Source organism: Pseudomonas sp. JAI111 (genome assembly GCF_024809425.1).
In the GTDB taxonomy this organism is placed as follows: Bacteria; Pseudomonadota; Gammaproteobacteria; order Pseudomonadales; family Pseudomonadaceae; genus Aquipseudomonas.
Window position 1 is genome coordinate 802,514 of sequence record NZ_JANUCB010000001.1, and the last position, 22,321, is coordinate 824,834.

Here is a 22,321-nt window from a genome sequence, read left to right on the forward strand (position 1 = left end):
CAATCGATGGAGGTCTCTCATGTCCTGGATCATTCTGTTTTTCGCCGGTCTGTTCGAAGTGGGCTGGGCTGTCGGCCTGAAATACACCGACGGTTTCAGCCGCCCTCTCCCGACTGCACTCACTGTCGCCGCCATGGCCATCAGCCTCGGCTTGCTGGGCCTTGCCATGAAGGAATTGCCACTGGGCACGGCCTATGCGATCTGGACTGGAGTGGGCGCCGTGGGCACGGTGATCGCCGGGATCATTCTATTTGGCGAATCGATGGCGTTGTTCAGGCTGGCCAGCGTGGCGATGATTGTTGCCGGGTTGATTGGCCTGAAGGTCAGCGCGTAGGCAACTACCGCTATCGCGGGCAAGCCCGCTCCCACATTGGATCTGTGTTGTGTCGCAAATAGTCGACACACCATCAATCCCTGTGGGAGCCGGGCTTGCCCGCGATGAGGCCCTGACAGTCACCGACTATCGAACTGTGCCGCGCAACTCGCCAACCATCGCCTGCAACTTCGCCGGCTCCGCCGCCTCGACCGCCACCGCCGGCCCCGCCACCAACGTCACCCGCGACCACAACCGGCGAAACAACCCTTTGCCCGGATCGCGGCTGAAGAAACTCCCCCACAATCCTTGCAATGCCAGCGGAATCACCGGCACCGGCGTCTCTTCGAGTATCCGCGTCAGCCCGCCCTTGAACTCGTCGATCTCGCCGTTTGCGGTCAACTTGCCTTCGGGGAAGATGCACACCAGCTCGCCATCCTTCAGATATTCAGCGATCCGCTTGAAGGCTTTTTCGTAAATTTGAATGTCTTCCTGACGTCCCGCGATTGGAATCGTCCCGGCGGTGCGAAAGATAAAGTTCAGCATAGGCAAGTTGTAGATCTTGTAATACATCACAAAGCGAATCGGCCGACGCACCGCGCCACCAATCAGCAACGCATCGACAAAGGACACATGGTTACAGACCAGCAATGCTGCGCCTTCATCGGGAATCAGTTCCAGGTTGCGATGCTCCACGCGGTACATGGAATGGCTGAGCAGCCAGATCATGAAACGCATGCTGAACTCGGGAACGATGCTGAAGATGTAGGCGTTGACGCCGATGTTCAGCAGCGACACCACCAGAAACAGCTGCGGGATCGACAGCTTGACCATGCTCAGCAGGACAATCGAGACAATCGCCGAGACCACCATGAACAGTGCGTTGAGAATGTTGTTGGCGGCAATCACCCGCGCACGCTCGTTCTCGGGAGTGCGCGACTGGATCAGCGCATACAGCGGCACAATGTAGAACCCGCCGAAAATCCCCAGCCCCAGGATGTCGACAAGCACCAGCCACGCGTGGCCAAAACCGAGGACTTCGATCCAGCCATGACCGTTGACGCTGTCCGGAATACCGCCGGAATGCCACCACAGCAGCAAGCCGAACACCGTCAATCCGAACGAACCAAACGGCACCAGGCCGATCTCGACTTTGCGCCCCGAGAGCTTCTCGCAGAGCATCGAGCCCAAGGCGATGCCTACAGAGAACACCGTCAGAATCAGCGTCACCACGGTTTCGTCGCCGTGCATCCACTCTTTGGCATACGCCGGGATCTGCGTCAGATAAATCGCTCCGACAAACCAGAACCACGAGTTGCCGACGATGGATCGCGACACGGCGGGCGTTTGCCCCAGGCCCAGTTTCAACGTGGCCCAGGACTGGCTGAAGATATTCCAGTTCAGGCGCAATTGCGGCGATGAGGCCGCCGCCCGCGGAATGCTGCGACTGGCCAGGTAACCCAGCACCGCGACACCGACGATCGCCGTGGAAACGACAGGCGCGTAATGACTGGACGACATCATGACGCCGGCGCCGATGGTCCCGGCGAGGATCGCCAGAAACGTGCCCATTTCCACCAGCCCGTTGCCCCCCACCAACTCTTCGTCATGCAGGGCTTGAGGCAGGATTGAATACTTCACCGGCCCGAACAGTGCCGAGTGCGTGCCCATGGCGAACAGCGCCACCAGCATCAGCGACAGGTGATCGAACAGGAAGCCGACGGCGCCGACCGCCATGATGGCGATTTCCCCGAGCTTGATCAGGCGAATCAGTGCGTCCTTGGCGAACTTTTCCCCGAACTGGCCGGCCAGCGCCGAGAACAGAAAGAACGGCAAGATGAACAGCAGCGCACAGAGGTTGACCCAGATCGAGCGGTCACCCTCGATCGTCAGCTTGTACAGGATGGCGAGGATCAACGACTGCTTGAAGATGTTGTCGTTGAATGCCCCGAGGGACTGTGTCACGAAGAACGGCAGGAAGCGCCGGGTGCGAAGCAAAGTGAACTGTGAGGGGTGGCTCATCTTCCATGTGTCCCTGATGTTAGGTGAAGCGTGGCGTGGAATTTGTTATTGGAATGTCGTACGTCGATCCAGGCCACACATTACCTAATCTTTGCAGGTTATTTGTTTAATCCTGCAATGCACGGCGAGACAAACAACTCGCCCCGCCACGCGCCCTGCACGGTCCGTTTCGAGACGATCAGCCACATCACCGCCAGCATCGCCACCAGCACGCAGCCAAAGACACTGAAAAACGTCAGGTTCAAGGTGCTGCCCAGTTTCAACGTCGCCAGAGAATAGACGCCCAGCGGGAAGGTAAAGCCCCACCAGCCGAGGTTGAACGGAATGCCGGCGCGCAAGTAACGTACGGTGATCAGCACCGCCATCAGCATCCACCACAAGCCGAAGCCCCACAGCGTGATGCCGGCCACCAGCCCCAACCCGGCAGCGATTTCACCCATGCCCGGCAGGCCATTGGCGGCAAAGATGGCCGGTGCATCGGCACCCATCAGCAACATGCCCAATGCCCCGGTGCCAATCGGCCCGAGCGCCAGCCAGCTAGAGGCGGCCATGTTTTCATGAGGCAATTTGTGCAGCGCCATGCGCAGCAACAAGATGGTCAGAATGCTGAACGCCACCGGCAGGGAAAACGCCCAAAGCACGTAGCTGGTCACCAGCATCACCAGTTGCGAATGGGCATCGGCCAGGTGCGGCGCCAGCAAGCCACCGCTGGCGGCCGCCACCTCTGCGGCCACCACTGGCAACAGCCAGACCGCTGTCATCTGGTCGATGCTGTGTTCCTGGCGGGTGAACATCATGTAGGGAATCAACACGCCGCAGGCCAACGACATGGCCACATCAAGCCACCACAGCACTTCAGCGACATGGATCACGCCGTCACCCCAGCGCGGCAACCCGAACACCAGAAAGCCGTTGATGATCGTCGCCAACCCCATGGGAATGGTGCCGAAAAACATCGATACCGTGGAGTGACCGAAAATCCGCCGGGCCTCATCAAAGAACAGCACCCAGCGCGCCGAATAGGCTGCGGTAAACAGTGCGAACAGCAGGATATTGAATAGCCACAAACCTTCGGCTACCGCGCGCAGACCGGGCATGGCAACGGGCAGTTGCGCCAGCGCCAATGCGAGCACGCCCGTGCCCATGGTTGCGGCGAACCAGTTCGGGGTGAATTGGCGGATGGCCTCGAGCGGGTGCTGCAAATGGCTGAGCGGTTTAAAACCGAGGGTGTTGCTATTGGGGCAGGTCATGGCGAATTCCTCTCCTCTTGTGAGGTGGAATTCATGGTAGATCCGAATCGAATATCTATATAACGGGTAATATCTCTAACTATTATCTGTTTTGTAGATATACGTCAGACGCTGCCTTCGGATTCGATCACCAGGATTCTCGCGGCGCCCAGTGGATGAGCGACGTGTTCGGTGCCGACAGACGCGTAGAAAATATCGCCAACCTCCAGCAGCGCCTGCTTTTCCACGCCCTCCTCGCGATAACGCATCTGCACCTGCCCATCCAGCACCACGAACACTTCCTGACCGTCATTGACGTGCCATTTGTAGGGCTGATCGGTCCAGTGCAAACGCGTGGTGATGCCGTTCATGTTGGCGATATCCAACGCACCCCAGGCACGGTCAGCGGTGAAGGATTTGCTGCGTATGATCTTCATGGGACATTCCGTTGATGTGAGTCGCGACACCAAGACTAATCCATATCGGCGAACAGCTGCGCCAGCCAGTCGATAAATACCCGCACCCGATTACTCTGATGCCGGTTTGGCGGGTACAGGACGTGGAATGGATACCGCGGTGGCCGCCAGTCCTGGAGTATCGGCACCAGTTCTCCACGCTGCAGGTGCGCCCGCACGGTATAGGTAAATGTATGAATGACCCCCAGCCCCGCCACCCCGGCCGCCAGGTGGGCATTGCTCTCATTGACCGTGAAAATTCCCGGCCCGCGGACCTCCAGCTTTTCTCCGTTACGCTCGAAACGCGCCGGCATCACCCGCCCGGTGCTGGCTGAGTGGTAACTGACGATGTGATGATTTTTCTCGAGGTCTCGCGGATCGGTCGGGAGGCCAAAACGCTGCAGATACTGCGGCGATGCACAGGTGGTCCATGACGACATCCCTAACGGTCGCGCAGCCAGGGACAGCTCGGTCAACGGCCCACCACGAATAACGCAGTCGACGTTTTCGCTGATCAGGTCCACCGGCCGGTCGCTGACGCCCATGTCGATCTGAATATCCGGATAGCGCGCGTAGAAATCCGGCAACGCGGGAATGATCAAAAGGGTCGCCACCGAGCCTCCGACGTCGACGCGGATCTTGCCGCGCGGATGACCTTGGGCGCTGGCGAAACTGTTGTCCAGGTCATCCAGTTCCACCATCAATTGCATGGCACGTTCGTAATAAGACATCCCGTCCGCCGTCACGGTGAGCCGGCGGGTGGTGCGCTGCAGCAGCCGCGTACCGAGGTGTTCTTCAAGTTCGGCCACCAGTTTGCTGACCGAGGTTTTCGGCAGGTTCAACGAGTCGGCGGCTTTGGTAAACGAGCCGGCCTGCACGACTCGGGCAAATACACGCATGGCCAATAATTGATTCATCACAAACCCTCAAGGCGACTTGCCCTGATTATTGTCCACAGCCATGTACAAACAAACCCGATTCAGATGATTTTTCGACCGAATCTTTGGGCATAGAGTTTGTTCAACGGCGCACAACCTGGCCGGCAAATTCCTACACGACTCACCGGAGATTCACACCATGAGCAGCACACTGAAAGGCAAAATTGCACTGATCACAGGCGGTACCACCGGCATCGGCCTGGCGTCGGCTCAAGCCTTCGTCGATCAGGGCGCCACCGTCTTCATCACCGGTCGCCGTCAAGCGGAACTGGATGCAGCGGTCGAGAGCATCGGCCACCACATCACCGGGATTCAGGGCGACGTGGCGAACCTTTCCGACCTGGACCGGATTTTCGAAGTAATCAAGGCACAGGCCGGACATCTGGACATCGTGTTTGCCAACGCTGGCGGCGGAGACATGCTGCCGCTCGGCGCTATCACCGAGGAGCATTTCGACCGGATTTTCGGAGTCAACGTCAAAGGCCTGCTGTTCACCGTGCAGAAATCCCTGCCACTGCTCAAGGACGGCGGTTCGGTGATCCTCACCGCATCGACCACCGCCACCAAAGGCACGGAAAATTTCAGCGTTTACAGCGCCAGTAAAGCCGCGGTACGCAACTTCGCCCGCTCATGGCTGCTGGATCTGAAAGCCCGCAGGATTCGCGTGAACGTCATCAGCCCCGGCCCGATTCACACCCCTGGCCTGACTGAACTGGCACCGCCGGATCAGCAGCAGGGCTTGCTCGATTTCCTGGCCAGCCAAGTGCCGATTGGTCGCCTTGGAACACCATCGGAAGTGGGGAAAGCAGCCGTATTCCTGGCCTCGGATGACAGCAGTTTTATCAACGGGATCGAGCTGTTTGTGGATGGCGGGTTCGCGCAGATCTGATCGCGGCCAACTAAAAACGCGGCGCTTTGAGGGCGCCGCGTTTTTTTATGGCTGGCCGGTGACGCTACAGGGCTGAGCGGCGCGTTGTCGTATCAATGCCGACAAGGCGACGACCGCCAGGACGATCAGCGTGGCGCCGTAGGCATCGGTCGCTGCCACCAGCCCAAAGGCCCGCGTCAGACTCCCCGCCAGCAACGACGGCAGGCAGAACGCCAGGTAACTGAGCGCGTAATACGCCGACATCAACCCGGCGCGCTCGTGGGGCAAGGCCAATGGCACCACACTGCGCAACGACCCGAGAAAACTGGCGCCGAACCCGCAACCGGCCACCAGCGTGCCGATAAAAAACAGCGGCAGGCTGGCGCTGTGTACCGCCAGTAAAACCAATGCCACACCCACCGGCAGGATACTCGTACCGATCCACAAGACCTTGTCGGCGGCACGACTGCGCAAGGTGTAGATCATCAACGCGCCAGTGACGGTCAGGACGGCCACCGTCGCACCGCCAATCAGGTTCGAGGTCGATCCGGTGGCCGTGCGAACCAGGGACGGCGCGAGGGAGGCGTAAAAACCACCGAGCGCCCATGCGGCAGTGTTGATTGGCAGCACCCGCCACAGCGCACTCCGAGCCTGGACCGGCACATGCAAGGTCGGACGCAGCGAAGCCAGTGCTCCGGATTGCGCACTCACGCTTTCCGGCAGACGCCAGACGTACAACGCCTGCAACCCGAACAACGCGAGCAGCACCCAAAAGGTCAGTTGCAACGGCAACGGCGCAAACTCGGCCAGCAAGCCGCACCCCATCGCGCCCACCGCCATGCCCAACAAGGGCGCAACGCTGTTGACCAGCGGACCCTGCTGGCGATCAGTGTCCAGCAACGCCGCTCCTAACGCTGCCGTGGCCATGCCGGTCGCAAAGCCCTGAAGCACCCGCGCGCTGATCAACCAGGCGACGCTATCGGCATTGATAAACATCAACATCGCCAGCATGTTCAGCAGGACGGCGGTGAATATCACCGGTTTGCGTCCCAGGTAATCCGAAAGCGATCCCACGGTGAGCAATGCCGCCAGCAGGCTCAGAGCATACACGCCGAAAATCAGGGTCAGGGTCGCCGCCGAGAATTGCAGGTGGTCCTGATACAGGTGATACAACGGCGTCGGTGCCGTGGAGGCGGCCAGAAAACTGAGTAAAGTGATCGCCAGAAACCACAGGCTGGAACGTTTGGATACTGAACTGGACATGCGCATACTCCGCAAAAGCTAATTTTTTGCTTTTGCGGAGTGTGCTACTGGACAGCGCTTAAAGCAAATTCTTTGTGTTAAGGTCCGATGCATGGCTATTAAAGAAGGTTTACGCCCCGGCGGCCGTAGCGCCCGGGTGCAAGAGTCGGTTCATTCCGCCGTTCGCCAGCTCCTCGAAGAGCAGGACCGCACCACCGTGACCGTGCCGCAGATCGCTGCGCGCGCGGGCGTTACGCCGTCCACCATTTACCGACGCTGGGGCGATTTATCGGTGTTGCTGGCCGACGTCGCCCTCGCCCGCATGCGCCCCGAGAGTGAACCGGCCAACACCGGCAGCCTGCGCAGCGATGTGCGCGCCTGGGCGGAGCAATACCTCGACGAAATGAGTTCCGAGCCCGGCCGGAACATGCTGCGCGATGTGCAATGCAGCACCACACCGGTCTATTGCACGACGATCATTGGCGGGCAGTTGCAGACGATTCTCGACCGTTACCCTGATGAACCGAAACCGAGTGTCGATCGATTGATCAACCTGGTGGCGGCACCGACAGTGTTTCGCATCCTGTTTTCGGAGGCGGCGCTGGAGGTTGAGGAGTTGCATCGGTTGATCGATATTGCGTTGCGGCCTTGATGCCGCCAATCGCGGGCAAGCCCGCTCCCACAGGTTTCGTGTTGACTTGGTGATTCGGATACGACGCGCAACTTGTGGGAGCGGGCTTGCCCGCGAAGAGGCCTTGTTGAACGCCGAAGATCCAACCAGCAAACACCCTGCGACAGCCCGCCACGCCACGACCTTGGTCGACACTGACTAACCCCTGCCATCGTGCGAGACTGTCTCACCGGGCTGCGCTCCCGGGTGTCTTTTGTCTGGAGTTACCATGTCGCTGTCCAGCGGGCTGATCGCCGCCGTCGCCCTGGCCTATATGGCCATCATGTTTGCCATCGCCTTTTACGGCGACCGTCGCAGCACACCGTTGCCGCCGCGAGTGCGTGCGTGGGTGTACAGCCTGTCGCTGGCGGTCTATTGCACCAGCTGGACGTTCTTTGGCGCCGTGGGCCAGGCCGCCGAACAGCTCTGGTCGTTCCTGCCGATCTACCTCGGGCCGATCCTGTTGCTGGTCTGCGCGCCGTGGGTCCTGCAAAAAATGGTGATGATCAGCAAGCAGGAGAACATCACCTCCATCGCCGACTTCATCGCCGCCCGCTACGGTAAATCGCAGTCGTTGGCGATCGTGGTGGCGTTGATCTGTCTGGTGGGCGTATTGCCTTATATCGCCTTGCAGCTCAAGGGCATCGTACTCGGGGTGAATCTGCTGATCGGCGCCGGCGCTGACGCAATGGGCACCCGAGCTCAGGACACGGCACTGATCGTGTCGCTGGTGCTGGCACTCTTCACCATCGTCTTCGGGACCCGCAACCTGGATGCCACGGAACACCACCGTGGGATGGTGCTGGCGATTGCCTTCGAGTCGCTGGTCAAGCTGTTCGCGTTCCTCGCCGTCGGCGCGTTCGTGACTTACGGCTTGTACGACGGCTTCGACGACCTGTTCGACCAAGCCATGCTCGCGCCACGCCTTGAGCAATATTGGAAAGAAACCATCAACTGGCCATCGATGGTGGTGCAAACCGGCGTCGCAATGATGGCAATCATCTGCCTGCCCCGGCAGTTCCACGTCACCGTGGTGGAAAACATCGAACCCCAGGATTTGCGCCTGGCCAAATGGGTCTTCCCGGCTTATCTGGCATTGGCGGCGTTGTTTGTAGTGCCTATCGCTCTCGCCGGTCAGATGATGCTGCCCAGTTCCGTGCTGCCGGACTCTTTCGTCATCAGCCTGCCACTGGCCCAATCCCACCCGGCGCTGGCGATGCTGGCCTTCATCGGCGGTGCTTCTGCGGCGACTGGCATGGTGATCGTCGCCAGCGTTGCGCTGTCGACCATGGTCTCCAACGACATGTTGCTGCCGTGGCTGCTGCGCCGAAACAACGCCGAGCGACCGTTCGAAGTGTTCCGCCAGTGGATGCTCTCGGTGCGCCGCGTCAGCATCGTGGTGATTCTGCTGTTGGCCTATGTCAGCTATCGACTGCTGGGCTCAACCGCCAGCCTGGCGACCATCGGCCAGATCGCATTCGCCGCCGTGACCCAACTCGCCCCGGCGATGCTCGGCGCACTGTACTGGAAACAGGCCAACCGCCGGGGCGTATTCGCCGGTCTCGCCACCGGGACGTTCCTGTGGTTCTACACCTTGATCCTGCCCATTGCCGCCAACAGTCTCGGCTGGTCCTTGAGCAGTTTCCCCGGTCTGGCCTGGCTGCACGGTAACCCGCTGCACCTGCCGATCACCCCGCTGACCCAAGGCGTGGTGCTGTCGCTGGCCGGCAACTTCACGTTGTTCGCCTGGGTCTCGGTGCTCTCGCGCACCAGGGTCTCGGAACACTGGCAGGCCGGACGGTTTATCGGCCAGGAAATCAGTGCTCGCCCCAGCGCGCGCTCAATGCTGGCGGTGCAGATCGAGGATTTGCTGCAATTGGCCGCCCGGTTCGTCGGTGAGGAACGCGCCCGACAGAGCTTCATCCGTTTTGCCTACCGCCAAGGCAAAGGCTTCAACCCGAACCAGAACGCCGACGGTGAATGGATCGCCCACACCGAACGCTTGCTGGCCGGTGTACTCGGCGCTTCGTCGACGCGCGCCGTGGTGAAAGCCGCCATTGAAGGTCGGGAAATGCAGCTGGAGGACGTCGTGCGGATCGCCGATGAAGCCTCGGAAGTGCTGCAATTCAACCGCGCCCTGCTGCAAGGCGCGATTGAAAACATCACGCAAGGCATCAGCGTGGTCGACCAATCGCTGAAACTGGTGGCCTGGAACCGGCGTTATCTGGAACTGTTCAACTATCCCGACGGCTTGATCAGCGTCGGCCGGCCGATTGCCGACATCATTCGCTACAACGCCGAGCGTGGCCTGTGCGGTCCCGGCGAAGCCGAAGTGCACGTCGCCCGCCGCCTGCACTGGATGCGTCAGGGCCGCGCCCATACCTCTGAACGACTGTTCCCCAACGGACGGGTGATCGAGCTGATCGGCAATCCGATGCCCGGCGGCGGTTTCGTCATGAGTTTCACTGACATCACCGCGTTCCGCGAAGCCGAGCAAGCGCTGACCGAAGCCAATGAACGCCTTGAACAGCGGGTCATCGCGCGGACCCATGAACTGTCACAACTCAACGTTGCCCTGACCGAAGCCAAGGGCGTCGCGGAAGCGGCGAACCAGTCGAAGACCCGGTTTCTGGCGGCGGTCAGCCATGACTTGATGCAGCCCCTGAATGCCGCGCGGCTGTTCTCCGCCGCCCTCTCCCACCAGGACGGCCTGTCCAGTGAGGCGCAGAAACTGGTGCATCATCTCGACAGCTCACTGCGCTCGGCCGAGGACTTGATCAGCGACCTGCTGGATATTTCTCGCCTGGAAAACGGCAAGATCAACCCGGACCCAAAGCCTTTCGTACTCAACGAGCTGTACGATGCCCTCGGCGCCGAATTCAAGGCGCTGGCCCAGGAACAAGGGCTGAAATTCCGCGTCCGGGGCAGCAAATTGCGGGTCGACAGCGATATCAAGCTGCTGCGACGGATCCTGCAGAACTTCCTGACGAACGCTTTCCGCTACGCCAAAGGGCCGGTGTTGCTTGGCGTTCGCCGGCACAAGGGCGAGCTGCGCCTGGAGGTCTGGGACCGCGGGCCGGGGATTGCCGAAGACAAACAGCGGGTGATATTCGAAGAGTTCAAACGCCTCGACAGCCACCAGACCCGGGCCGAGAAAGGCCTGGGCCTGGGCCTGGCGATTGCCGATGGCTTGTGTCGCGTGCTCGGTCATACCTTGCAGGTACGTTCCTGGCCGGGGCACGGCAGCGTGTTCAGTGTCAGCGTGCCGCTGGCCCGGACGCAAACGGTAGCACCGGCCAAGGTTAACGAGCTCAATGGCCATGCGTTGAACGGTGCGCAGGTGCTGTGTATCGATAACGAAGACAGCATCCTGATCGGCATGAACAGCCTGCTGACGCGCTGGGGTTGCCAGGTCTGGACCGCGCGTAACCGTGACGAATGCGCGGCCCTGCTCAACGACGGCATGCGTCCACACCTGGCGCTGGTGGATTACCACCTGGACGATGGCGAGACCGGGACGCAATTGATGGCGTGGTTGCGTACGCAACTGGGGGAACCGGTACCGGGCGTGGTCATCAGCGCCGATGGCCGGCCAGAGACGGTGGCCCAAGTGCATGCGGCGGGTCTGGATTACCTGGCCAAACCGGTTAAACCTGCGGCGTTGCGGGCTTTGTTGAGTCGGCATTTGCCGTTGTGAGGCGTCAGTCTTCAGCCCTGCGGTGTCTGAAATGACGCCATCGCGAGCAAGCTCGCTCCCACAGGTTTTCGTGTCGGCAACAACACTTATCCACTGTGGGAGCGAGCTTGCTCGCGATGCTTTTTAGCTATTCTGGCAACTCAGCCAACCCATCGACATCGGTCATCGCCCGTTCCAGCAAGTCCGCGGGCAAGCTCTTGCTCGCCCGCGCGCCCAGCAACTTCAACTGCTCGCTGCGACTGACCAGATTGCCGCGCCCTTCTGTCAGCTTGTTGCGCGCAGAGCTGTAAGCCTTGTCCAGTTGCTGCAAGCGATTGCCGACTTCGTCCAGATCCTGAATGAACAACACGAACTTGTCGTACAGCCATCCAGCGCGTTCGGCGATTTCCCGGGCGTTCTGGCTCTGGCGTTCTTGCTTCCACAGGCTGTCGATGACTCGCAGCGTCGCCAGCAAAGTGGTCGGGCTGACGATGACGATGTTGCGGTCGAACGCTTCCTGGAACAGCGTTGGCTCCGCCTGCAACGCCGCCGAAAACGCCGCTTCAATCGGCACGAAGAGCAAAACGAAATCCAGGCTGTGCAAGCCGTCGAGTCGCTTGTAGTCCTTGCCGGCCAGGCCTTTGACGTGAGTGCGCAAGGACAGCACGTGCTGCTTGATGGCGAGTTGGCCGATGGCATCGTCTTCGGCCGCGACGTATTGCTGATAGGCCGTGAGGCTGACTTTGGAATCGACCACCACCTGCTTGTCGCCCGGCAGATAAATGATCACGTCCGGCTGGAATCGCTCTCCGTCCGGCCCCTTGAGATTGACCTGGGTCTGGTACTCGCGCCCCTTCTCCAACCCGGCATGTTCGAGCACGCGCTCGAGAATCAGCTCGCCCCAATTGCCCTGGGTTTTCTGCCCTTTCAAGGCGCGAGTGAGGTTGGTGGCTTCGTCGCTCAAACGCAGGTTCAACTGCTGCAGGCGCTCCAGCTCTTTGGCCAGGGAAAAGCGCTCTCGAGCTTCGGCCTGATAGCTTTCCTCGACACGTTTTTCAAACGACTGGATACGTTCTTTCAATGGGTCAAGCAGCTGGCCCAGGCGCTGCTGGCTGGTTTCGGCGAAACGTTGCTCACGCTCGTCAAAAATCTTCCCCGCCAACTCGGCGAACTGCGCTCGCAGCTCGTCTCGCGAGCCTTGCAGGTCATTGAGGCGTTGCTGATGGCTTTCCTGCTGCTCACGCAGCTCGGCGTTGAGCGAGGCCGCCTGGGCGTCGAGGCGCCGCAGTTCAGCCTCTTTGCCGGCGCGCTCGATGTTCCAGGCGTGAGCCGCGTCGCGGGCGTCGTCGCGCTCGATCTGCAGCAGTTCAATTTCACGGCGCATGGCCGCCAGGTCTGCCTGCTTGGCAGCGTTGGCCTGGCCCAGATCACCGATTTCATCGCGACAGGCTTCAAGCTGAGCGTTCAAGCCGTCCTGCGCCAATTGCGACATGGCCAGGCGTTCTTCCAGCAAGGCCAGCTCGGCTTGTCCCTCGATCGCCCGCCGCTGGATGCGCCAGGCCAGCACCAGCAATGGCAGTGCAGCGCCCGCCAGACCGAGCAAAATGCTGGTCAAGTCCATAGCCATAGCGACTCCTGCCGATGAGATAAAGCTTGAAGGTTAACCAAGGCGTCAGAGCTTGGACAGCTCAGTCTTCGATCAGCCCCAGTTCCTGTTGAGCACGCCGATCACCTGCGCGCGCAGCCTTGTGCAGCAAGTCCTGGCCAATGCGACGATCGCGGGCGTTCCCGCATTCGCGGCACATCAGCTGGCCAAGGCGACTTTGTGCGGCCACGACACCTTCACGCGCTGGCTGTTTGAGCAACCGCCCGGCGAGGTGTTTGATGTTGGCGTTTTCACCCAGGCGCGGGCTGTCCAGCAACCACTCGGCCACGCGCATTGAAAAACGCTTGGGCGGGGTAACACGGGGTGGTGTGGAAGTGGCAGAAACTGATACTGAGCGAAACTTCATAAAACACTGTGGGACAGATCGGAGGGCGCGCCACTCTACTCTTTTTTTCTTACAGGTAAAGCCTAAAAAAACCCTGCACGCCCGTGCTAGAGCAAGCGCTCGGGACAATCCACAGAAGCTGTGGATAACTCAGTGGACAACCGCCCTTGAACTCGCGCAAAGCCCTATGGAATGGGGCTCTCAGTCAAACTGACGATTTTTTCACCAGTAAAAAAAAGCGATGTTTTTCATTGACTTAAATTTTCAATACAGGCACCCACTGTGGTCGGGGCGCGGATTACACTCCGGTTACAGTCTGCGCAACTTATGTGCACAACTGCCTTAAGGTCGGTTATATCGATGTGCTTTTTGGGAGCGTTTTGTCGGACATTTCTGGGGATAACCTTGGCAAACCCTTGCCCCAGGCGCGTGCCGAAGCGCCGACCAACCGTCGGAAATTGCTCAATGGCGTGATCTATTTGCCAGACTCAGGAATTAATTTGCAGCCATGCTTCACTTCTCCAACTCAATCCGTTACTATCCGCGGCGTTAGTACCAAGCTGAAAGTCAATTCTGGTCGAACAAATCCTCCCGGTTTGCCTTCCCAACGGAAGCCTCTACCGAATAAGCGGGATCGACCACCTCGATGGTTTCCAGGTAAACCTTGCGTCAACACCGCCTTTGAACAGAAAGCAAAGGGTGTTGCGAAGCTCACTTACTCTGACCGAACCAGCCTGCAAATTGATCAGGATCTTCACCCCGGGCCCAGAACCTTTGCCCTTGATGTGTTGCCTGCCCTCCTAAGTACCTACCTGCCAGCCCAAGCGCGCCAATTATCAGCGCTTCAAACTGGCTGCTTTGTTCCAGTCGGGTTCTTCGTTCGACCAACGGTGGTCGTCGTCACTGGAACGTTTTAATTTTGCACGGCTCTTATCCGTGTCGCTTGTAGGAACACCCAGAACATGACTACTCAAATCCATACCCAGGATGCTATCCGTACCCTGACCAACGCTTTTGCACCAATGAATTGCCTGATCATGGCCGCTCGCAAAGGCTGCTTCAGCTTCACTCTGGTCAACGAACACGGCATCGCTCGTCACAGCGAACGCCTGTACCCCGATCAGTACTCCAGCGCCGAGCCGCTGCAGGCAGTGATCGAGCGTACCCGTCAGGCACTGGTTGCCTGATACGCCAGAAAGGCTGAAACCTCAAAAGCCCTGCTTGAACAGCAGGGCTTTTTATTGCCCGAAATTCCTCATCGGACGGCCCGGGGCTAAGCACAAACCGATATAACGGTTATAACTCGAAGCCGGAAATATTTTAAAAACAGTCCTTTACAGCGCGAATATGACACTACACTTCAACTCAAGCGGTGTAAGCCGCTTCCGGCGAGCCTGATTCGATTCATACGCTGCCAACGCTTACTTCAGGTATCGCCGACCACTTCATGTTTCGAGGGCTTTATGGGTATCGCTGCCAGCGAACTGTGCCGTTATGTGATCCGTCCGACCTTGATTTACCTCGGACGCCATAGCGCGACTGCCGAATCCCTGCTGCTGGGCATTGCTGCCAGCCAGTCAGCCCTTGGTTCCGCCCTGCATGACCGCCGTGGACACGGCCTGTATCGAATCGCCGAACCCCGCCACCAGGCACTCTGGGATCACTACCTGGCACTGGACCCCGAACGCGCAAGCCTGGTTCGCGGCCTGGCCAGCCAGCATGCCTTTCTCAGCGGGCCGCACCTTGAGTTGACCGTAAACCTGCGTTACGCCACAGCCATCGCCTGGCTGCTGGTAGAAGAACAGAATACCCCCCTCCCCGCCGCCGACGACCTGATGGGAATGGCCCGAATCTGGCGCCAGACTTTTCAACCCCAAGGCCGCCTGCGTGACTTCACTTACGCCTGGCAAACCTGTGTTTCACCGCTGAATCAGGTAGCCTGCTGATCCGCCGACTTCACAAAATCCCGCAACGGGTCGCGATTTCGGTCGGATTGTCCTACAAAACCGCTCTAACTCAAGCGATACAGGCTATGGCGCTGGGACGAAAATGTTGGTAATTTTCGCCCCGGTGATCACCAGGAGTTCTAATAATGAAAAAAGTAATGCTCAAAACCACCCTTAGCCTCGCTGTTACCTTGGCATCCACCCAGATCTTCGCAAGTGGCTTTGCCATCAACGAACAAAGCATCAGCGGGATGGGTACAGGTTTTGCCGGGCGATCTTCCTCTGCCGATGACGCAAGCACAATTTTTGGCAACCCTGCCGGCATGTCGCGCCTCAAGCGTGAACAAGTCACCGGCGGCGCTGCATTTCTAGACGCGCACACTGACATCAGCCACGCCTCTTCCAGCCCGAACAAAGGCAGCAACGACGGCGACATGGTTCCGTTCATCGCCGTGCCTATGGGCTACTACGTCAAGCCAATCGACGACCATTGGGCATTCGGTATCGGCATGTACGCGCCGTTCGGCCTGGTGACCGACTACGAGAGCGGCTTTGCAGGTCGTTACTTCGGCAGCAAAAGCGAAGTTAAAATCATCACCCTGCAACCGACTGTGAGCTACGCCTTCAACGACAAGGTGTCGATCGGTTTCGGCCCGACCATCAACCGCATCGACGGCACCCTGGAATCGAACCTGTCGATCACCCAGGCTGCACCGGACGGCAACGTCAAGATCAAAGGCGACGACACGGCGGTGGGCTACAACATCGGCATCCTGGCTCAGGTCACTGACAGCACTCGTGTCGGCCTGACCTACCACTCGAAAGTGAAGTACAAGCTCGATGGCAACACCAAGGTCAACTACAACGTCCTGGGCCTGATCGGTCAGAACCCAAACCAGAAGTACGACGCCTCGCTGGACCTGACCACCCCTGAATCGGTGGACTTCTCGCTGACTCACCAGTTCGACGACAAGTGGACCGTTTACGCCGGTAGCACCTGGACTCGCTGGAGCCGCCTGAAAGAAATCACCGTCGAAAACAAAGGTGTTCCGGCGGTCCTCAACGGCCAATTCGGCACCATCACCGAAGAACAGAACTGGCACGACACCTGGGCTCACGCCATCGGCGCGTCCTACCAGCTGAACAAGGAATGGGTACTGCGCACCGGCCTGTCCTTTGACCAGGCGCCGACCAATAACGTCGACCGCTCCCCACGCATCCCGACTGGCGATCGCAAGATTTTCAGCCTGGGCGCCGGCTGGAGCCCAACCGACGACCTGACCATCGACGTGGCGTACTCGTACCTGCGCGAAGAGTCGGTCACGATCAAAAACAGCAACGACCGTGGCCAGACTTACAACGCCAAGTATCAAAACTGGGCGAACGGTTTTGGTGTTGGCGCGACCTACCGCTTCTGATGATTCAAGGCGAGCCTGAAACGCTCGCCACCTGAATCAAAAAAGCCCCGCTCTCTTGTGCAGAGGCGGGGCTTTTTAATGGGCGTCGATCAGGGTTGCGAAGCCAGGGCCTTTTCCACCGCGGCGATGAATTCAGGATCATCAGGCGTGGTCAGGCTGGAGAAATTGGCAATGACTTTGCCCTTGCGATCAACCACGTATTTGTAGAAATTCCACTTCGGTGCGCTGGACTGTTTGGCGAGTACCTTGAACAGATGAGTGGCCTCGTCGCCGCGTACTTTCTGCGGCTCGGTCATGGTGAACGTCACGCCATAGTTCACGTAACAGACCTTGGCTGTCTCGGCGCCATCCTTGGACTCCTGCTTGAAGTCATTGGACGGCACACCAATCACCTCCAGCCCCTGATCCTTGTAACGCTGATTCAGCGCCTCAAGGCTTTTGAATTGCGGAGCAAAGCCACAGAAACTCGCCGTGTTGACCACCACCAGCGGTTTACCCTCATACCGCTGGCACAGGTCAATGGATTCCTTGGCGCGCAGCTTGGGTAACGAGCCCTGCAACAGCTCAGGGCACTCGGCCGCCTGGGCCAATCCGGTAAACGCCATCAGCAACGCGGGGACTGCAATCCAGCGCATCAGCATGTCAGTGCATCCTTGTTCAGTTGTCCAAAACGAAGTTACTCGCCCTCGCCCGCTCCTAGCAAGCACCCATGCCCAACTGCATCAGCGCCAGCCCGCCCTGATGCCAGCCCCACCACGCGAGCGCCAGCAGCAAGGCGCCGCCAGCGGCAATAGCAATCCGCGGCCAGAAACTGTTCATATCGCGCTCAGCTGGGTCTGCAGACGCGCGACCGGTCGCTCACGCACCGGCCAGTTCAGGGCGGCCGCCATCAGACTCAAGAGAATCGCCACTTGCCAGATCAAGTCATAGCTCCCGGTTCGGTCATACACCACCCCGCCCAACCAGCCGCCGAGGAACGAGCCGAGCTGGTGGAACAGGAAAACGATCCCGCCGAGCATGGACAGGTTTCGCACGCCGAACAAGGTGGCCACGGTGCCATTGGTCAACGGCACCGTCGACAGCCACAGGAAGCCCATCGCCATGCCGAACAGGTACGCGGTGGTCGTGGTGACCGGCGCCCACAGAAACAGCGAAATCACCACCGCTCGCAGCAGATACAGACCGGTGAGCAAGCGCGGCTTGGACATGCGCCCGCCGAGCCATCCCGCGGTGTACGTGCCAAAGATATTGAACAAGCCGATCAGCGCCAGCACCGTTGTGCCCACCGTGGCCGGAAGGTGCTGATCCACCAGATAGGCCGGCAAATGCACGCCGATGAACACCACCTGGAAGCCGCAGACAAAAAAGCCGAACGCCAACAACCAGAAACCCGAATGCGAACAGGCTTCGCGCAATGCTTCGGACAGGGTTTGATCATGGCCAAGCACCGGCAACGGTTTGTCCTTGAGCATGCTCACCAGCGGAATGATCAACGCCACGAGCAGGCCCAGCACCAGCAAGGCGGCGGACCAGCCGAGCCAGCCAATCAGACCCAGAGTACCGGGCAACATGGCGAACTGGCCGAAAGAACCGGCGGCGCTGGCAATGCCCATGCCCATGCTGCGTTTCTCCGGTGGCACTGCACGACCGACCACGCCGAGGATCACCGAGAACGAAGTGCCCGACAGACCGATGCCGATCAACAGGCCGGCGCTCAGGGACAAGGTCACCGCCGAATCGGACAGGCCCATGAACACCAGCCCCATGGCGTACAGCACGCCGCCGATCAACACCACTTTCGCCGCGCCAAAACGGTCGGCCAATGCACCCGTGAAGGGCTGCGCCAGACCCCAAATCAGGTTCTGCAAGGCAATGGCAAACGCAAACGTCTCACGCCCCCAGCCGAATTCGGCGCTCATTGGCGCCAGAAACAGCCCGAAGCCGTGCCGGACGCCCAAAGACAATGCCAGAATCAGCGCACTCCCCACCAAAACCCAACCACACGTACGCCACATCGATGTCATTTCTTATTCTCCGGTCGCGGGTATATACCCGCTTAAGATCGGAAAAACCGGCATCAGGCCAGTTCGTCCAGCAATCGCAGCAAGGTTTCGCGTTTCTCGGCGCCCAAACGGTCGATCAACCGTTGTTGCGCCGCCTCCCAGGCCGGCAAGGCTGCAGCCAGGCGTTGTGCGCCTGTCTCGGTCAGCCGGACGATGCGATTACGCATGTCCTCGCCTTCGACCAATGCCACCAGGCCTTCACCTTCCAGCACCCGAAGATTGCGCCCCAGGGTGCTGCGGTCCAGCCCCATGGCTTCGGCCAGGGTGGAAATACTCGGTTCATTCAGTCGCTGCAAATTGCACAGCAAAGAATACTGGGCGACGTTGATCCCGAAGCCGTCGAGAGCGCCGTCGTAATGCCTGCTGACGCCACGGGCGGCGCGACGCAGGTTGATGCATAAACATTGAGAGTCGAGCATGGTGCGTGTATATACCCGCGAGTGTGTTAAATCAAGTTACAGATGGGTTTACCCAGCAGAATGGGAGTGTCAGGCAGACCGCCTTCGCGAGCAAGCTCGCTCCCACAAATGACCGCATTCCCCTGTGGGAACGAGCCTGCTCGCGAAGTGGCCAGCACCTCCAGCACAGAAACATCAGACCAACACCAGACCCACCAGAACCGCCATCTCCAGCAATTCCAGCAATGCACCGGCGGTGTCCCCGGTTGTCCCACCCAAGCGCCGCAGCATCACCTGCCGCAACCAGACGAACATCCCGCCCGCCAGCACAAGCGCCCAGACGCCACTGAAACCGGCGATCAGCACACACGCCAGCGCACTGACCGCCAACACCCGTTTACCCGCCGAGCGCGGCAGATGATCGGCCAGCGCCTGGCCCAACCCGCCGGCACGCACGTACGGCGTGGTCAGGAACAAGCCCAGCATCGCGCTGCGGCCGATCAATGGAATGATGATCAGCCAAACGCTGTGCTGCTGCTCGATCAACGCCAACAACGCCGTGAACTTGAGCAGCAACACCAGCACCAGCGTCACCACCGCGATCGGTCCGCTGCGTGGGTCTTTCATGATCGTCAGGGTGCGTTCACGGTCGCCGAAACCACCGAGCCACGCATCGGCGCTGTCGGCCAGGCCGTCCAGGTGCAACGCGCCACTGAGCAAGACCCAAACCGTCAGCAGCAACGCCGCGTGAAGCAACAACGGCGCGCCCAGCAACAGCCCGTTCAACGCCCATAAAATGACGCCGAACAGCAGCCCGACCAGCGGATAAAACAGCAACGAACGCCCGAGTTCCTGAGGCGCAGGCATGCCCGGAAGACGAATCGGCAAACTGCTGAGAAATTGCAGGGCGATCCAGAACGGCAACATGGTCAGAGGGCTTCCTTGAGTGTCACGCCCGCCTCGACGCTCAGCGAAAACAGCGCACCGTGGCCGACTTCAACGTTGAGCAATTGCTCACGCGGCAAACCCCGCGCTTGAGCCAGCAGCAGACGCATGACACCACCATGGCTGATCAGCAAGATCCGTTCGCCCGCATAAGCAGCGTGCAACCGCTCGACAGCGGCCAATACGCGCTCGGAAAAATCCGCCACCGGCTCACCCTCAGGCGGCGTGAACGCATAAGGATCAGCCCAGAACAGGCCCAATGCTTCGGCATCGGTGTCCATCAATGCCGCTGCGCTTTGCCCTTCCCAGGCGCCGAAGTGCAGTTCTTGCAGATCCTTATCGAGCACCACCGGCAAACCCGATTTCGCCCCCAGCTCTTCAGCGAAGCGCGCGCAGCGCTGCAACGGCGAACTGATCAATCGATCCCACGGCCCCTGCCCGACCACTGCCGCGCGCATCTGCTCCCAGCCCTTGCTGGTCAGCGCATCATCGAGACTGCCGCGCAAACCACCGCCCAGTTCGGTTTCACCATGGCGCAGCAAGTCCAGGCGTAGCGTCATGCCGGACGATCCGCCACGGCCGCTTCGGCAAAGGTTGCCATCTGCCCATGAAGATCGCAGGCCAGGCGCAACAGCGGCACGGCCAACGCTGCACCACTGCCCTCGCCCAGGCGCAGGCCAAGGTCCAGCAGCGGTTCGGCTTTCAGGGTTTCCAGCACATGACGGTGGCCCGGTTCAGCACCACGATGACCGAACAACAGCCATTCACGGCAGGCGGGATTCAAGCGCACCGCCACCAACGCCGCGACGCTGCAGATAAAGCCGTCCACCAATACTGCGATGCCTTCCTGGGCACACGCCAGGTACGCGCCAACCAGCGCCGCAATTTCAAAACCGCCGAGGTTGAACAGCGTCTGCAAGGCATCACCGCGCTGAGCGCCGTGCAAGGCCAAGGCGCGCTCGATGACCTGAGCTTTATGGCTGACGCCCGCTGCGTCCAAGCCAGTGCCAGGACCGGCCAGATGCACCACTGGGCAATCGAGCAAGGCACACGCCAGCGCGCTGGCCGCCGTGGTATTACCGATGCCCATCTCGCCGCCGATAAACAACTGCGCACTCGCCGCGAGCGCACGCTGCACGCTGTCGCGGCCAGCCTGCAAGGCGAGCTCGCCCTGGGCCGGCGTCATGGCCGCGCCCGCGACGAAATTGGCAGTGCCCGGACCAATGTTGAGGTGACGCACGCCCGGCAAATTCAACGACGGCGTGACCGTGCCAAGGTCGACCACTTCAAGGGAAGCCCCGAGCTGGCGCGCCAGCACGCTGATGGCGGCGCCGCCACTGACGAAGTTGTGCAGCATCTGCCCGGTGACTTCCTGGGGAAACGCCGACACGCCTTCTGCGACCACGCCATGATCGCCGGCAAAAATAGCAATCCACAGGTGATCGAGACTCGGCTTGACCTGACCTTGCAGCCCGGCCAATTGCACCGCCACCGATTCGAGCCGGCCGAGAGAACCGGCGGGCTTGGTCAGTTGTTGTTGGCGCGCCTGCGCCTGTTCAACTGCTTGCGCATCGATCGGTTTGCACGGGTTCAGCCACCAGGATTGAGTCATAACGCAGTTCCTTTCAAAGTCAGGGGCAGGCCGGCGACGGTCAGGACGACACGTTGGCAGCGCTCGGCCAGGGCTTGATGCAGCCAACCGGCTTCATCGACGTAGCGGCGAGTCAATTCGCCCAGCGGCACGACACCCATTCCGGTCTCGTTGCTGACAAAAATGATTTCACCCGGCAATGACGCCAGGCAGTCCAGCAAAGCATCGCGCTCGGCAATAAGACGCTGATCGTCTTCGAGCATCAGCAGATTGGTCATCCACAGAGTCAGGCAATCGACCAGCAGGCAACGGTCGGCCCGGGCGCTGTCGCGTAACACGCGGGCGAGTTCGATCGGTTCTTCGATCAACGCCCATTCAGCCGGGCGACGGGCGCGGTGATGAGCGACCCGTTCGTTCATTTCGCCGTCCAGTGGCTGGCTGGTAGCGATGTAGGTGACGGCCAGTGCGCTGTCGCCGGCGAGTTTTTCGGCCAGACGACTTTTGCCGGAGCGGGCGCCGCCGAGGATCAGTTGCAGCATGGTGACATCCTATAAAT

Annotated in this window: 22 protein-coding genes; 7 read left to right on the forward strand and 15 right to left on the reverse strand. The window is 60.1% G+C overall.

Features of this window, described 5'->3' with window-relative positions; genetic code table 11:
* Nucleotides 1-19 precede the first annotated feature (19 nt).
* Nucleotides 20-334, forward strand: a complete 315-nt coding sequence (sugE, locus tag HNR03_RS03835) for a quaternary ammonium compound efflux SMR transporter SugE (RefSeq protein WP_259151016.1) — start codon at nucleotides 20-22, stop codon at nucleotides 332-334.
* 126 nt (nucleotides 335-460) lie between these two features.
* On the opposite strand, the gene HNR03_RS03840 is transcribed toward sugE, so the two are convergent.
* The 4 genes from HNR03_RS03840 to HNR03_RS03855 all read right to left on the reverse strand — a co-directional run bounded on the left by HNR03_RS03840 (nucleotide 461) and on the right by HNR03_RS03855 (nucleotide 4,936).
* The gene (locus HNR03_RS03840) at nucleotides 461-2,335 is read right to left on the reverse strand and encodes an MFS transporter (protein ID WP_259151017.1); all 1,875 of its coding nucleotides are present in this window, start codon (nucleotides 2,333-2,335) and stop codon (nucleotides 461-463) included.
* 98 nt (nucleotides 2,336-2,433) lie between these two features.
* Nucleotides 2,434-3,585: a TDT family transporter gene (locus HNR03_RS03845; RefSeq protein WP_259151018.1), complete on the reverse strand. Its 1,152-nt coding sequence runs from the start codon at nucleotides 3,583-3,585 to the stop codon at nucleotides 2,434-2,436.
* A 104-nt stretch (nucleotides 3,586-3,689) separates the two neighbouring features.
* Nucleotides 3,690-4,001 carry a cupin gene (locus HNR03_RS03850; protein WP_090181722.1) on the reverse strand — a complete coding sequence of 104 codons (312 nt, stop codon included), beginning with the start codon at nucleotides 3,999-4,001 and terminating at the stop codon, nucleotides 3,690-3,692.
* A gap of 35 nt (nucleotides 4,002-4,036) precedes the next feature.
* A complete protein-coding gene (locus HNR03_RS03855; protein ID WP_222585327.1) occupies nucleotides 4,037-4,936 on the reverse strand; it encodes a LysR family transcriptional regulator in 900 nt (299 codons plus the stop codon).
* 160 nt (nucleotides 4,937-5,096) lie between these two features.
* Between HNR03_RS03855 and HNR03_RS03860 the strand changes: the two genes are divergently transcribed.
* Nucleotides 5,097-5,846, forward strand: a complete 750-nt coding sequence (locus HNR03_RS03860; RefSeq protein WP_222585326.1) for an SDR family NAD(P)-dependent oxidoreductase — start codon at nucleotides 5,097-5,099, stop codon at nucleotides 5,844-5,846.
* 45 nt (nucleotides 5,847-5,891) lie between these two features.
* Here HNR03_RS03860 and HNR03_RS03865 read toward each other — a convergent pair whose 3' ends face one another.
* Complete coding sequence (locus HNR03_RS03865; protein ID WP_259151020.1) at nucleotides 5,892-7,088, reverse strand: MFS transporter; 1,197 nt, start codon at nucleotides 7,086-7,088, stop codon at nucleotides 5,892-5,894.
* Between the two features lie 91 nt (nucleotides 7,089-7,179).
* On the opposite strand from HNR03_RS03865, the gene HNR03_RS03870 reads away from it, so the two are divergent.
* Entirely contained in the window at nucleotides 7,180-7,719 is a 540-nt protein-coding gene (locus HNR03_RS03870) for a TetR/AcrR family transcriptional regulator (RefSeq protein ID WP_259151021.1), read from the forward strand.
* Nucleotides 7,720-7,966: 247 nt separating this feature from the next.
* Entirely contained in the window at nucleotides 7,967-11,434 is a 3,468-nt protein-coding gene (locus HNR03_RS03875; RefSeq protein WP_259151022.1) for a PAS domain-containing hybrid sensor histidine kinase/response regulator, read from the forward strand.
* Between the two features lie 127 nt (nucleotides 11,435-11,561).
* Here the strand turns inward: HNR03_RS03875 and rmuC are convergent, their stop codons facing one another.
* Both rmuC and HNR03_RS03885 read right to left on the reverse strand, forming a co-directional pair.
* On the reverse strand, nucleotides 11,562-12,926 hold the full coding sequence (gene rmuC / locus HNR03_RS03880; protein WP_222590361.1) for a DNA recombination protein RmuC: 1,365 nt from the start codon (nucleotides 12,924-12,926) through the stop codon (nucleotides 11,562-11,564).
* Between the two features lie 175 nt (nucleotides 12,927-13,101).
* Nucleotides 13,102-13,425 carry a sel1 repeat family protein gene (locus tag HNR03_RS03885; RefSeq protein WP_222585322.1) on the reverse strand — a complete coding sequence of 108 codons (324 nt, stop codon included), beginning with the start codon at nucleotides 13,423-13,425 and terminating at the stop codon, nucleotides 13,102-13,104.
* Between the two features lie 941 nt (nucleotides 13,426-14,366).
* Here HNR03_RS03885 and HNR03_RS03890 point away from each other — a divergent pair.
* The 3 genes from HNR03_RS03890 (at nucleotide 14,367) to HNR03_RS03900 (ending at nucleotide 16,768) form a co-directional block, all read left to right on the forward strand.
* A complete protein-coding gene (locus HNR03_RS03890) occupies nucleotides 14,367-14,591 on the forward strand; it encodes a hypothetical protein (RefSeq protein WP_008031832.1) in 225 nt (74 codons plus the stop codon).
* Between the two features lie 276 nt (nucleotides 14,592-14,867).
* Nucleotides 14,868-15,350 (forward strand): hypothetical protein, encoded by a 483-nt coding sequence (locus HNR03_RS03895; protein WP_259151025.1) that lies wholly within the window; start codon nucleotides 14,868-14,870, stop codon nucleotides 15,348-15,350.
* Nucleotides 15,351-15,496: 146 nt separating this feature from the next.
* A complete protein-coding gene (locus tag HNR03_RS03900) occupies nucleotides 15,497-16,768 on the forward strand; it encodes an OmpP1/FadL family transporter (protein ID WP_259151026.1) in 1,272 nt (423 codons plus the stop codon).
* An 89-nt stretch (nucleotides 16,769-16,857) separates the two neighbouring features.
* Here HNR03_RS03900 and HNR03_RS03905 read toward each other — a convergent pair whose 3' ends face one another.
* The 8 genes from HNR03_RS03905 to cobU all read right to left on the reverse strand — a co-directional run bounded on the left by HNR03_RS03905 (nucleotide 16,858) and on the right by cobU (nucleotide 22,304).
* Nucleotides 16,858-17,409: a glutathione peroxidase gene (locus HNR03_RS03905; protein ID WP_222585319.1), complete on the reverse strand. Its 552-nt coding sequence runs from the start codon at nucleotides 17,407-17,409 to the stop codon at nucleotides 16,858-16,860.
* A gap of 55 nt (nucleotides 17,410-17,464) precedes the next feature.
* Nucleotides 17,465-17,587, reverse strand: a complete 123-nt coding sequence (locus HNR03_RS03910) for a hypothetical protein (RefSeq protein WP_259151027.1) — start codon at nucleotides 17,585-17,587, stop codon at nucleotides 17,465-17,467.
* Nucleotides 17,584-18,792 carry an MFS transporter gene (locus tag HNR03_RS03915; protein ID WP_259151028.1) on the reverse strand — a complete coding sequence of 403 codons (1,209 nt, stop codon included), beginning with the start codon at nucleotides 18,790-18,792 and terminating at the stop codon, nucleotides 17,584-17,586. Before HNR03_RS03915 ends, HNR03_RS03910 begins: the two co-directional genes overlap by 4 nt.
* Nucleotides 18,793-18,845: 53 nt before the next feature.
* Nucleotides 18,846-19,250, reverse strand: a complete 405-nt coding sequence (locus HNR03_RS03920) for a MarR family winged helix-turn-helix transcriptional regulator (RefSeq protein ID WP_222585317.1) — start codon at nucleotides 19,248-19,250, stop codon at nucleotides 18,846-18,848.
* A 174-nt stretch (nucleotides 19,251-19,424) separates the two neighbouring features.
* Complete coding sequence (locus tag HNR03_RS03925; RefSeq protein ID WP_259151029.1) at nucleotides 19,425-20,156, reverse strand: adenosylcobinamide-GDP ribazoletransferase; 732 nt, start codon at nucleotides 20,154-20,156, stop codon at nucleotides 19,425-19,427.
* Nucleotides 20,157-20,158: 2 nt separating this feature from the next.
* Complete coding sequence (gene cobC, locus HNR03_RS03930; protein ID WP_259151030.1) at nucleotides 20,159-20,734, reverse strand: alpha-ribazole phosphatase family protein; 576 nt, start codon at nucleotides 20,732-20,734, stop codon at nucleotides 20,159-20,161.
* The gene (gene cobT / locus HNR03_RS03935; protein ID WP_259151032.1) at nucleotides 20,731-21,786 is read right to left on the reverse strand and encodes a nicotinate-nucleotide--dimethylbenzimidazole phosphoribosyltransferase; all 1,056 of its coding nucleotides are present in this window, start codon (nucleotides 21,784-21,786) and stop codon (nucleotides 20,731-20,733) included. Before cobT ends, cobC begins: the two co-directional genes overlap by 4 nt.
* On the reverse strand, nucleotides 21,783-22,304 hold the full coding sequence (gene cobU, locus HNR03_RS03940) for a bifunctional adenosylcobinamide kinase/adenosylcobinamide-phosphate guanylyltransferase (protein WP_259151034.1): 522 nt from the start codon (nucleotides 22,302-22,304) through the stop codon (nucleotides 21,783-21,785). Before cobU ends, cobT begins: the two co-directional genes overlap by 4 nt.
* Nucleotides 22,305-22,321: the final 17 nt, after the last annotated feature.

Bases quoted from the DNA above. Each gene is read 5' to 3' on its own strand.
- sugE (WP_259151016.1), top strand. From the start codon at position 20: ATGTCCTGGATCATTCTGTTTTTCGCCGGTCTGTTCGAAGTGGGCTGG.
- HNR03_RS03840 (WP_259151017.1), bottom strand. From the start codon at position 2,335: ATGAGCCACCCCTCACAGTTCACTTTGCTTCGCACCCGGCGCTTCCTG.
- HNR03_RS03845 (WP_259151018.1), bottom strand. From the start codon at position 3,585: ATGACCTGCCCCAATAGCAACACCCTCGGTTTTAAACCGCTCAGCCAT.
- HNR03_RS03850 (WP_090181722.1), bottom strand. From the start codon at position 4,001: ATGAAGATCATACGCAGCAAATCCTTCACCGCTGACCGTGCCTGGGGT.
- HNR03_RS03855 (WP_222585327.1), bottom strand. From the start codon at position 4,936: ATGAATCAATTATTGGCCATGCGTGTATTTGCCCGAGTCGTGCAGGCC.
- HNR03_RS03860 (WP_222585326.1), top strand. From the start codon at position 5,097: ATGAGCAGCACACTGAAAGGCAAAATTGCACTGATCACAGGCGGTACC.
- HNR03_RS03865 (WP_259151020.1), bottom strand. From the start codon at position 7,088: ATGTCCAGTTCAGTATCCAAACGTTCCAGCCTGTGGTTTCTGGCGATC.
- HNR03_RS03870 (WP_259151021.1), top strand. From the start codon at position 7,180: ATGGCTATTAAAGAAGGTTTACGCCCCGGCGGCCGTAGCGCCCGGGTG.
- HNR03_RS03875 (WP_259151022.1), top strand. From the start codon at position 7,967: ATGTCGCTGTCCAGCGGGCTGATCGCCGCCGTCGCCCTGGCCTATATG.
- HNR03_RS03885 (WP_222585322.1), bottom strand. From the start codon at position 13,425: ATGAAGTTTCGCTCAGTATCAGTTTCTGCCACTTCCACACCACCCCGT.
- HNR03_RS03890 (WP_008031832.1), top strand. From the start codon at position 14,367: ATGACTACTCAAATCCATACCCAGGATGCTATCCGTACCCTGACCAAC.
- HNR03_RS03895 (WP_259151025.1), top strand. From the start codon at position 14,868: ATGGGTATCGCTGCCAGCGAACTGTGCCGTTATGTGATCCGTCCGACC.
- HNR03_RS03900 (WP_259151026.1), top strand. From the start codon at position 15,497: ATGAAAAAAGTAATGCTCAAAACCACCCTTAGCCTCGCTGTTACCTTG.
- HNR03_RS03905 (WP_222585319.1), bottom strand. From the start codon at position 17,409: ATGCTGATGCGCTGGATTGCAGTCCCCGCGTTGCTGATGGCGTTTACC.
- HNR03_RS03910 (WP_259151027.1), bottom strand. From the start codon at position 17,587: ATGAACAGTTTCTGGCCGCGGATTGCTATTGCCGCTGGCGGCGCCTTG.
- HNR03_RS03915 (WP_259151028.1), bottom strand. From the start codon at position 18,792: ATGACATCGATGTGGCGTACGTGTGGTTGGGTTTTGGTGGGGAGTGCG.
- HNR03_RS03920 (WP_222585317.1), bottom strand. From the start codon at position 19,250: ATGCTCGACTCTCAATGTTTATGCATCAACCTGCGTCGCGCCGCCCGT.
- HNR03_RS03925 (WP_259151029.1), bottom strand. From the start codon at position 20,156: ATGTTGCCGTTCTGGATCGCCCTGCAATTTCTCAGCAGTTTGCCGATT.
- cobC (WP_259151030.1), bottom strand. From the start codon at position 20,734: ATGACGCTACGCCTGGACTTGCTGCGCCATGGTGAAACCGAACTGGGC.
- cobT (WP_259151032.1), bottom strand. From the start codon at position 21,786: ATGACTCAATCCTGGTGGCTGAACCCGTGCAAACCGATCGATGCGCAA.
- cobU (WP_259151034.1), bottom strand. From the start codon at position 22,304: ATGCTGCAACTGATCCTCGGCGGCGCCCGCTCCGGCAAAAGTCGTCTG.